Consider the following 7,174-nt stretch of genomic DNA (forward strand, 5'->3'; position numbering starts at 1 on the left):
TGGTTCCGGACCTTCAGACAGCCCAGAACCTATGCGGGAACGGCGTGCGCTCACTCACCCTGTCAACGGATCACCCCCTGATGACCCACGGGAACGACAGGAGAGCCGACATTCGACGCGAGGACTGCGTCGACACCTGAGGTGTCGCTTGCCAGCTTGATGGGCCCACCTCGTTGCCACTGCTGCCGAGCCCAACCGCAGTATGCCCGTGCCCTACCTCGTCGATGCCTGTTTCAGGCCCGTTTGCTTGCGGCCGTCATCGGCACCGCTTGGGCATGGGCGCTTGTCGCCTTCGGTCTGGGTTGGTGGTCGACCACGAGGTGGTCGGCGGCGGTGACTGGAGTGCTGGCCTTGGCCATCGCCGCAGTCGTGTACTACGTCAGCGACCATGCTTTCGGGCTCAACGATGAACTCGAAACCGGCGAGATGGCCTACTGGATGGCGATGTCCTTGGGAGTGGGTTCGGTGTTCGGTCTCCTTGGCCATCTGGCTCGGCGCCCCCGATGGTGGAGTCTCCTGCCTGCACTCACCGCCCCGGTCCTTGTCGTGATGTTCTCCTACCCGACAGGATCAGACCATATTCGACCTTGGCCAGAGCGTGTCGCGTGGATCGTCGCCGTGGCACTGACGATCGCCATCACGTTGCGGTGGCTCCGCCTGCAGCGCAGGCCCACGAGAGCCAGCCCATAGGAGGCGTTCGTTTGGGTGGTACTACCCCTGAAGGAGGCCGCGACTACGCAACTCGGTCTCCAACTCCAACGCGCCGACGAAGACGTGCGCGGGCAGGCCGAGCGCCGTCGCACCGGACACGTTCTCCGGGTTGTCGGCAACGAAGAAGACCGCTTCGGCCGGCCGGCAGAGCACATCCGGGGCGTGCTGAAAACTGCGAGGGTCGGGTTTGCACGCCCCAATCTCCGCGGAGTTGAATACCGCCTCGACCCGGCCATGAATGCCTGGAGTGGTCACCTCTTCTGAGGTGGTGTCAGTATCGTTGGTCAGGACTGCAACCGCGATGCACTGAGCCCGCAACTTGTCCGCAAGCCTCAGGACCTCCTCGTCCACGACGGGCCGCTGAAGGGCCCATTCCTCGGCGGCCGCGGTGGATCCGACCCGTTCACCGATCGACTCGATCCACTCACGCCGAGTCATCTGGCCGGTGGCGACCTCCGTGAGGAGCGGTTGAGCGAAGGCGACCTCATTGAGGAGGTCATTCCCGAGCCCGTGTCGCGCTTCGATGCCCGAGCTGCCATCGGGGTCGAAGTGTCGGACAACACCGTCGAGGTCACGCAACACTGCGGTGATCACAAGGCCATTCTGCAACGGACCGGCCGCGAACAGCCTGGGATGGGTGCCAGCGACGAAACCAGCGCACATCCGCGCGCTCTTCGGCAGGTGCTCAGATCTCTCAGTCTTCCGACCAGACGCCAAGCTCGTTGCCGCTCTGGAGCTGACACGAGGACGGCCGACCGGAGGCTCACAGGAGGACGATGTGGTCCTTCGTGGCTCCCCGCACTGCGGAGACCGGGAGCGAACGGTCGAAGGTGATCAGTCGCCCGTCGTGTTCGACAGCCAACGCCAAGACGTAGGCGTCGGTGACCTGACGGGGACCGTGCAGACGGCTCGGATCGACGATGTGCTCGTCCAACAGGCTGATGCTGCAGGACCAGAACTCATGGAGGTCAGTCGTGCAGGCACGACTCAAGACCTCGTGGGCCTGGGCGGGTGAGACTCGATTGGGGTAGCGCGGTCGACTGATGATCCGCAGGAACCCGTTCTGAGTGATCGCGCAAGACGACCAGCCGTCATCGAACCCTTCGGTAATCCACTCGTGAGCGCGACGATGGTGGAGGTGACCAGGATCGAAGAGCGCGAGCAGCACGTTGACGTCGAGCAGCGCCCGACTCATTCATCCTCTTCCTCACGAAGCCGGTCGATCATGGCGTTGGTGACGACCGCACCGCCGTGGGGCAAGGGCACGAACCCGTGGTGGCTCTGCACCCCATCGTCGAGGGCCGGACCGGTCAACGCTTGGCGAGCGAGCTCGGACAACACTTGACCTGCAGTCCGACGCTCGCGCTTCGCTCGTTCCTGGACAGCGTGGAGCACATCGTCGTCGACATTGAGCGTGGTGCGCATGCATCTGATGCTACGGCATCAACTGGCGTCGGCAGCAGTCTTCGGCGCTACTCCGAGGCCACGACCTGCAGGGACCCGACGAAGGTCGACATCTGGGCGACATCCGCGGTGCCGTGCACGATCGTCACGGCGGGCTGGTCACCTGAGGGCTTCAGCACCAGGGAGACCTCGTCCTCGTCGTTGTCGCTGACTCCGGTGAAGACCTGCCACGCCTGCTCCCCCGCCGGCCCGGGCAACATCAGGTCCTCCTGCTGCTGCATACCGCGCAGCACGTCCTGGCGCCACCCGTCAGTGGGGTCCACGGCCTGCCGAAGGGCGACGTAGGTGGTCTCCGGCGAGGTCCAGCCCGTGCGCCAGGTCGGCACCCCCTCGAGCGTGGCGAACTCCGCCGTGTTGGCGGTCCAGTCCTCACCCAGCACGGGTGACCAGACGGGCCAGTCGGCCTGGGTGGCGGCGTAGTCGGCGATCTGCACTACTTCGACCGGTCGGCGCTGGTCCTCTTCGGGTTGTGGCGCGATCGCCCACCAGGCGAAGGCCAGCCCCACCACGGCAAGCATCGAATAGACCATGTTCTTGCCCGAGTAGGACATCAACCGCTCGCGCCGCTTGTCACTCACTCCTCCATGGTCGCACTCCCAGACACGGCGCTGCGGCGATAGGGTCGTGGCGACCGCTCGACCTCGAGACGAAGGAGTCCGACATGGCCGACGAGCCACGCACCCAGCGCGAGAGCGTGCTGCCCGACCGCAACCTGGCCCTGGAGCTCGTCCGCGTCACCGAGGCGGCCGCGCTCGCTGGGGGCCGCTGGGTCGGTCTCGGGGAGAAGAACCTCGCCGACAACGCCGCCGTCGAGGCCATGCGCAAGGTCATCTCCTCGGTCTCCATGGACGGGATCGTGGTCATCGGCGAGGGCGAGAAGGACGAGGCGCCCATGCTCTACAACGGCGAGAACGTGGGCGACGGCACCGGCCCGCAGGTCGACGTGGCCGTCGACCCGATCGACGGGACGACGCTGACCGCCAAAGGCATGGACAACGCCATCGCCGTCATGGCGGTCGCCGAGCGGGGCACGATGTATGACCCCAGCGCCGTGTTCTACATGGACAAGCTCGTGGTGGGCCCGGACTGCGCCGACCGGGTCGACATCCGACTGCCGATCGCGGAGAACATCCGCCGGGTCGCCCGGGCGCGGCACCGCTACCCCGAGGACATCACAGTCATCATGCTGGACCGTCCGCGGCACCAGGACCTGGCTCAGGAGGTGCGGGCCGCGGGTGCCCGGCTGCGCTTCATCAGCGACGGCGACGTCGCCGGTGGCATCGCGGCCTGTCAGCAGGAGAGCGGCGTGGACATGTTGCTCGGCATCGGCGGCACCCCCGAAGGGATCATCACGGCCTGCGCGGTCAAGGCCATGGGCGGGGTCATCCAGGGCAAGCTGTGGCCTAAGGACGACGACGAGCGGCAGCACGCCATCGACGCCGGCCACGACCTGGACCGGGTGCTGACCACCGACGACCTGGTCACCGGCGACAACTGCTTCTTCGTCGCCACCGGCATCACCAGCGGCGAGCTGCTCAAGGGCGTGCGCTACGGCGCGGGCACCGCCGTCACCAACTCGCTGGTGATGCGCAGCAAGTCCGGCACCATCCGGATCATCGAGTCGCACCACCGGCTCGACAAGGTCGCCGCCATCGCCGACGAGTTCGCGCCCCATGCCTGAGCCGCAGCAGAGCACCGTCCTGGTCGCGGGTGAGGCGCTGATCGATATCGTCCACCCGGTCGGTGGCGAGAGCACCGAACACGTCGGCGGCAGCCCGGCCAACGTCGCGGTCGGGCTGTCCCGCCTGGACCACCCGACCCGGCTGGCCACCCACATCGGCCAGGACGAGCGGGGTGAGCGGATCACGGCATACCTCTCCGAGCGAGGCGTCACACTGACCGAGGGCAGTGACGCAGCCGAGCGCACCCCGACCGCCGCGGCAGAGGTCGATGCGGAGGGGGTCGCCACCTACGAGTTCGACCTGCAGTGGGAGCTGCCCCCGCTGGACCTCGCCGACGTCGGACACCTGCACATCGGGTCGATCTCGGCCACCCTGGAGCCCGGCGGCCAGCAGGTGGTCGAGCTGGCCGGGCGCGCGCGCGAGCACGCCACCGTGTCCTACGACCCCAACGCCCGGCCTTCCATCATGGGCGCCCCGCGCGACGCCCGGCAGCGGATCGAGGAGTGCGTCGGGCGCAGCAACGTCATCAAGTGCAGCACCGAGGACATCGACTGGCTGTATGACGGGGCACCGGCGGAGACGGTGGCGCGGGAGTGGGGTCGGCTGGGCCCGAGCCTGGTCATCATCACCCAAGGTGGCGACGGGGCGATGATCCACCTGGCCGGCTCGGGCGCGTCCACGCAGGTGGCTGCCCGACACATCGATATCGTCGACACCGTGGGGGCGGGCGACTCGTTCATGGCCGGGCTCGTCTCAGGGTTGCTCGACGAGGGCCTGCTGGGCTCGGTCGAGGCGCGCGGCCGGCTGGCCGACGCCGACCTCGACGTGGTCCGCCGAGCCGTCGGCCGGGCGGTGGCCACCTCCGCCTACACGGTGGCCCACGCGGGCGCTGCCTCCCCCACGCGCGCCGATCTCGAGCTACCCGACGGGGGCTAGAGTCCGGGTCATGACCGACTTCCGCTATGCCGACCTGTTGCCGATCGGCGAGGACGAGACGACATACCGGTTGCTCGGCACCGACGGGGTGCGCACGGTCGAGGGCCCCGGCGGACGGACCTTCCTCGAGGTGGCCCCCGAGGCGTTGCGAGCCTTGACCGAGACGGCGATGCACGACATCGCGCACTACCTGCGCCCGGGTCACCTGGCCCAGCTGGCCACCATCCTGGAGGACCCCGAGGCCAGCACCAACGACAAGTTCGTCGCCCTCGACCTGCTCAAGAACGCCAACATCGCCGCCGGGGGCGTGCTGCCGATGTGCCAGGACACCGGCACCGCGATCGTGATGGGCAAGCGCGGGCAGCACGTGCTGACCTCAGGGGAGACCAGTGACGAAGAGGCGATCTCCCGCGGCGTCTTCGACGCCTACACCCGGCTCAACCTGCGCTACTCCCAGATGGCGCCGATCACGACGTGGGAGGAGCACAACACCGGCTCCAACCTGCCCGCCCAGGTCGAGCTGTACGCCGACACCGCGGCCGGGCACGAGACGACATACAAGCTGCTGTTCATGGCCAAGGGCGGTGGTTCGGCCAACAAGTCGTTCTTGTTCCAGGAGACCAAGGCGCTGCTCGATCCGGACCGGCTGATGGAGTGGCTCGACGAGCGGCTGCGGGCGCTGGGCACCTCGGCCTGCCCGCCCTACCACCTTGCCGTCGTGCTCGGCGGCACGTCGGCGGAGTTCGCGCTGAAGACCGCGAAGTACGCCTCGGCGCGCTATCTGGACACCCTGCCGACGCAGGGGTCACTGGCCGGGCACGCGATCCGCGACCCCGATCTGGAGGGGCGGGTGCACGAGCTGACCCGCGGCTTCGGCATCGGGGCCCAGTTCGGTGGCAAGTACTTCTGTCACGACGTGCGGGTCATCCGGCTGCCCCGGCACGGTGCCTCGCTGCCGGTGGCGATCGCCGTGTCCTGCTCGGCCGACCGGCAGGCGCTGGCCAAGATCACCCCCGACGGCATCTTCCTGGAGCAGCTGGAGACCGACCCGGCCCGGTTCCTGCCCGACCAGGTGGACGGCGAGCTCGACGAGGAGTCGGTCGGCGTGTCCGGCACCGGGCAGCGCGCCGCGGTGCCGATCGACCTGCACCAGCCGATGGACCAGGTCCTCGCCGAGCTGTCCAAGCATCCGGTCAAGACCCGCGTCTCCCTCAGCGGCCCGCTGGTCGTGGCGCGCGACCTGGCGCACGCCAAGATCAAGGAGCGCCTCGACGCCGGCGAGCAGATGCCGGCCTACCTGCGCGACCATCCGGTCTACTACGCGGGGCCGGCGAAGAAGCCCGAGGGTATGCCGTCCGGCTCGTTCGGTCCGACCACAGCGGGGCGGATGGACTCCTACGTCGAACAGTTCCAAGCAGCCGGCGGCTCCAAGGTGATGCTGGCCAAGGGCAACCGGAGCGGACAGGTCACCGAGGCTTGCCGGTCGCACGGCGGCTTCTATCTCGGCTCCATCGGCGGCCCCGCTGCGCGGCTGGCCCAGGACTGCATCCGCTCGGTGGACGTGCTGGAATACGAGGAGCTGGGCATGGAGGCGGTCTGGAAGATCGAGGTCGAGGACTTCCCGGCCTTCATCGTCGTGGACGACAAGGGCAACGACTTCTTCGCCGACGTGATGCAGCCGATTGCCAGGACGATCCACACCCGGCCCGACATAGACTCACAATCATGAGCCAACCCGACGCTTTCGCCGACCTGATCGAGGCCAACCGGGCCTATGCCGCCTCGTTCGATCTGGCGGGCTTCGACGGCATCGCCCGCGCCGGGGTGGCCATCGTCACCTGCATGGACTCCCGGATCGACCCCCTGCGGATGCTCGGCCTGCAACACGGAGACGCCAAGATCTTCCGCAACCCCGGGGGCCGGGTCACCGACGCCGCACTGGAGGCGCTGGTGCTGGCGGTGCACCTGCTGAACGTGCGCCGCGTGGTGATCGCACCGCATACCCGGTGTGCGATGGCCAGCGCCAGCGAGGAGGAGCTGCACCGGCGCGTCGGTGCGTCCGTCGGCGCCGACACGACCTGGCAGCGATTCCATGTCGTGGACGACCAGCAACGGGCGCTGGCCGAGGACGTCACCCGGGTGCGCACCCACCCGCTCATCCTGGAGCGGGCCCAGGTCGGGGGATTCATCTACGACGTCGACACGGGGCTTCTGCAGCCGGTGCTGTGAGCCCGCGAGCGTGGGGGGGGGGGAAAGAGAAAGAAAAAAAAAGAAGGGAAGAAGGGAAGGGAGAGGGGGAAAAAAAGGAAAGGAGGGAAAGAAAAAGAGAAGGGGGGGGGGAAGGAGAAAGGAGGGGAGAGGAAAAAAAAAAAAGGGGAGGG

9 protein-coding genes are annotated in these 7,174 nt (G+C 67.8%); 5 read left to right on the top strand and 4 right to left on the bottom strand.

Annotated features, from left to right (window positions below; translation table 11 throughout):
- Positions 1-159: 159 nt before the first annotated feature.
- Entirely contained in the window at positions 160-690 is a 531-nt protein-coding gene (locus ACR2FV_RS08205) for a DUF6518 family protein (RefSeq protein WP_434015213.1), read from the top strand.
- Positions 691-711: 21 nt separating this feature from the next.
- Here ACR2FV_RS08205 and ACR2FV_RS08210 read toward each other — a convergent pair whose 3' ends face one another.
- The 4 genes from ACR2FV_RS08210 to ACR2FV_RS08225 form a co-directional block, all read right to left on the bottom strand.
- Entirely contained in the window at positions 712-1,305 is a 594-nt protein-coding gene (locus ACR2FV_RS08210) for an HAD family hydrolase (RefSeq protein WP_434015205.1), read from the bottom strand.
- 169 nt (positions 1,306-1,474) lie between these two features.
- Positions 1,475-1,906, bottom strand: a complete 432-nt coding sequence (locus tag ACR2FV_RS08215) for a TA system VapC family ribonuclease toxin (protein WP_434015206.1) — start codon at positions 1,904-1,906, stop codon at positions 1,475-1,477.
- On the bottom strand, positions 1,903-2,136 hold the full coding sequence (locus ACR2FV_RS08220) for a hypothetical protein (protein ID WP_434015207.1): 234 nt from the start codon (positions 2,134-2,136) through the stop codon (positions 1,903-1,905). Before ACR2FV_RS08220 ends, ACR2FV_RS08215 begins: the two co-directional genes overlap by 4 nt.
- Before the next feature lie 47 nt (positions 2,137-2,183).
- Entirely contained in the window at positions 2,184-2,753 is a 570-nt protein-coding gene (locus tag ACR2FV_RS08225) for a DUF4245 domain-containing protein (RefSeq protein ID WP_434015208.1), read from the bottom strand.
- Between the two features lie 83 nt (positions 2,754-2,836).
- On the opposite strand from ACR2FV_RS08225, the gene glpX reads away from it, so the two are divergent.
- Genes glpX through ACR2FV_RS08245 form a run of 4 tightly spaced genes read left to right on the top strand, consistent with a single transcriptional unit; the run spans position 2,837 to position 7,022 of the window.
- Entirely contained in the window at positions 2,837-3,856 is a 1,020-nt protein-coding gene (glpX, locus tag ACR2FV_RS08230) for a class II fructose-bisphosphatase (protein WP_434015209.1), read from the top strand.
- Positions 3,849-4,793, top strand: a complete 945-nt coding sequence (locus tag ACR2FV_RS08235) for a carbohydrate kinase family protein (protein ID WP_434015210.1) — start codon at positions 3,849-3,851, stop codon at positions 4,791-4,793. Before glpX ends, ACR2FV_RS08235 begins: the two co-directional genes overlap by 8 nt.
- Before the next feature lie 10 nt (positions 4,794-4,803).
- Positions 4,804-6,522, top strand: a complete 1,719-nt coding sequence (locus tag ACR2FV_RS08240) for a fumarate hydratase (RefSeq protein ID WP_434015211.1) — start codon at positions 4,804-4,806, stop codon at positions 6,520-6,522.
- Positions 6,519-7,022, top strand: coding sequence for a beta-class carbonic anhydrase (locus ACR2FV_RS08245; protein WP_434015212.1), 504 nt, complete (start codon positions 6,519-6,521; stop codon positions 7,020-7,022). The genes ACR2FV_RS08240 and ACR2FV_RS08245 overlap by 4 nt, the downstream gene beginning before the upstream one ends.
- The last annotated feature ends 152 nt before the right edge of the window (positions 7,023-7,174 follow it).

Source organism: Ornithinimicrobium sp. (assembly GCF_051004135.1).
Taxonomy (GTDB): Bacteria; Actinomycetota; Actinomycetes; order Actinomycetales; family Dermatophilaceae; genus Ornithinicoccus.